Annotated in this window: 2 protein-coding genes; both read left to right on the forward strand. The window is 46.4% G+C overall.

The window, feature by feature from the left end:
• Window positions 1–234 precede the first annotated feature (234 nt).
• Window positions 235–1263, forward strand: a complete 1029-nt coding sequence (pdxA, locus tag IM477_RS19595) for a 4-hydroxythreonine-4-phosphate dehydrogenase PdxA (RefSeq protein ID WP_287733156.1) — start codon at window positions 235–237, stop codon at window positions 1261–1263.
• Window positions 1264–1287: 24 nt separating this feature from the next.
• Entirely contained in the window at window positions 1288–2652 is a 1365-nt protein-coding gene (locus IM477_RS19600) for an NAD-dependent succinate-semialdehyde dehydrogenase (RefSeq protein WP_002799077.1), read from the forward strand.
• Window positions 2653–3007 lie beyond the last annotated feature (355 nt).

The raw sequence follows: 3007 nt of genomic DNA on the forward strand, positions 1-3007 counted from the left end.
AATTAAGTATAACACAGTTTACCTACAAATGGTAGAATTAAAATCGTGCTTCGCAGTCAATATCCTGGTCGGATTTCATCCCCCGCAAAGGTTGATGTCTTGTCAAAAAATTTAGCGGGGGCATTCATCCGACATTTTAGGTAAACTGAAGATTGTTTACTGATTTATTCCCTCCTGATAATTGTCAACGATGAGATTAATCGGGAGAATTAGCAATATTGACGGCCAAAATTTATGGAATCCGCCTATTTTATTCCCCGTCTAGTTATCCCCGTCGGTGATCCCGCCGGAATCGGTCCTGAAGTGGTGTTAAAAGCGATCGCCGATTCCTCAATCTCGTCTATTTGTCAGATTACTCTAATCGGCACAAGAACGCTTCTCGAAAAAGCCTATCACGATCCCCATCTTCTCGATCGCTTTTCTCTGATCGATTTGCCCTACAACCGGTCAAAAATCGTTTTCGGGCGTGGGGATGCCCCTAGTGGTGAAATTAGCTTTCTTTACCTGCAAGAAGCCATAAAACGCACCCTCAAGGGCGAATTTGACGGTATTGTCACCGGTCCGATCGCTAAATCCTGTTGGCAGTTGGCTGGTTATGATTTCCCCGGTCAAACGGAGGTTTTGGCTACCATGGCGGGAATTAACCGTTATGGGATGCTATTCGTCGCTAAATCCCCTCACACCGGCTATAACTTACGCACTCTCCTCGCCACTACCCACATCCCCCTGCGAGAAGTTCCCGATGCCCTTAACCCCGATCTGATGACCCGAAAACTAGATCTATTGATCGAGTCTTTAAAGCTAGATTTCGGCATCTATCGCCCAAAAATCGCCATATCCGGCCTTAATCCCCACAGTGGCGAAGCGGGAAAACTGGGAAGGGAAGAAAAGGACTGGTTACAGCCTTGGCTAGAGTCAATGGCGCAAAAATACCCGCAAACCCAATTAATCGGCCTTGTCCCCCCCGATACGCTTTGGGTGGAACCGGGGCGCGCTTGGTTTAGCGGTCAAGGGCAACCCGCCGACGCATATCTGGCATTATACCACGATCAGGGACTAATTCCCGTCAAATTAATGGCTTTTGACTGTGCTGTTAATACTACCATCGGTTTACCTTTTGTTCGCACCTCTCCAGACCACGGGACGGCTTTTGATATCGCCGGTCTTGGCATCGCTAGGGCCCAGAGTATGCAAGCGGCAATCCAATTAGCGATCGAATTATGTCAGCAGCGGGACAACCGGAGAACTAAACTAGAGATATAGCGCTCGATAGGAGACAATTGGGATATGGGTATCGCTTCAGTTAACCCTGCCACGGGAGAAATTCTCAAGACTTTTACCCCTCTAACCTCGGAGGAATTGGCGGCGAAATTGGCCCTAGCTGAGGCCACTTTTCAGCAGTATCGCCGGACTGCCATCAGTGAACGAGGACAGTGGTTACGGCAAGCGGCGGACATTTTGGAACGGGATCAGGTGGCATTGGCTAAAACCATGACTTTAGAAATGGGGAAACCGATCAAATCAGCGATCGCAGAAGTCCTCAAATGTGCCTTGGTTTGTCGTTTTTATGCCGATAATGCCGCCGGTTATCTGGAAGATGTGTTGATTGCCACCGATGCTAGTCGCAGTTTTGTCCGTTATCAACCGTTAGGGGTAATTTTAGCGGTTATGCCCTGGAATTTCCCTTTATGGCAAGTATTTCGCTTTGCTGCCCCCGCTTTAATGGCGGGAAATGTCGGCCTACTCAAACACGCTTCTAATGTCCCCCAATCAGCTTTAGCGGTGGAAAGGATTTTATTAGAAGCCGGTTTTCCCGAAGGTGCTTTTCAAACTCTTTTGATCGGGGCCGATCGCGTTAGTGATTTAATTAACGATGAACGGGTAAAAGCCGCCACTTTAACCGGTAGTGAACCGGCGGGGATGAGTTTAGCAGCCGCCGCGGGAAAACAGATCAAAAAAGTGGTTTTGGAGTTGGGAGGTAGTGATCCTTTTATCGTTTTAGATACTGCCGATATCGAGGCGGCAGCGGCTACGGCAGTGACGGCGCGATTGTTAAATAATGGTCAGACTTGTATCGCCGCTAAACGGTTTATTGTTATGGAAACTGTCGCCGATCAATTTGAACAGTTATTAGTGGCCAAATTCCAAGCTTTAAGAGTGGGTGATCCCCTCGATGAAACTGTTGATATCGGTCCTTTGGCCACGGTATCGATCGTCTCGGAAATTGCCCATCAAGTCGAAAAAACCGTCGCTATGGGTGGTAAAGTCCTTGTGGGGGGTCAACGTTTAGAGGGAAAAGGTAACTTTTATCTACCAACGATTTTAACCGATATTCCTGTCGGTTCTCCGGGGGAAAAAGAGGAATTTTTTGGACCGGTGGCTTTACTATTTCGAGTCAAAAATATCGATGAAGCGATCGCTTTAGCTAATGATAGTCCCTTTGGTTTAGGTTCTAGTGCTTGGACGAATAACCCCGCAGAAATTGAGCGTTTAATTACCGAAATTGAGGCCGGTTGTGTGTTTATTAACGGTATGGTTAAATCCGATCCTCGCTTGCCCTTTGGGGGTATTAAACGTTCTGGTTTTGGACGGGAATTAAGTGTCGAAGGTATTCGCGAATTTGTCAACGTTAAAACTGTTTGGATTAAGTAAATCAGTAGGGTGGGTTAGCAACGCGTAACCCACCACCATAACCAAAATCACCCACCACAATTGTCGGTGCGTTACGCTATCGAAGAGCGCACCCTACGGATTAAAAATATGCCGCGCATTTTTGATAATATTGAGTCCCATTTATTGCCAATTTTACAGAAAAGGGGCTGATTTTTGTGTGGGTTATTTTAATTTGCGCGGTTGGCAGTAACCTTTACACCTTTAATACCTTTGACCTTTATGATGAGCTAAGGCCATTTGATAACAAGAAATGGGGGATACTCCTTTTAATCTTTGTCCTCAGTCATTTCTTCCCAAATAGCAACGACTATACTAATAGGTAAAAAAAACAACA

This window comes from Microcystis sp. M090S1 (genome assembly GCF_020246295.1).
Taxonomy (GTDB): domain Bacteria; phylum Cyanobacteriota; class Cyanobacteriia; order Cyanobacteriales; family Microcystaceae; genus Microcystis; species Microcystis aeruginosa.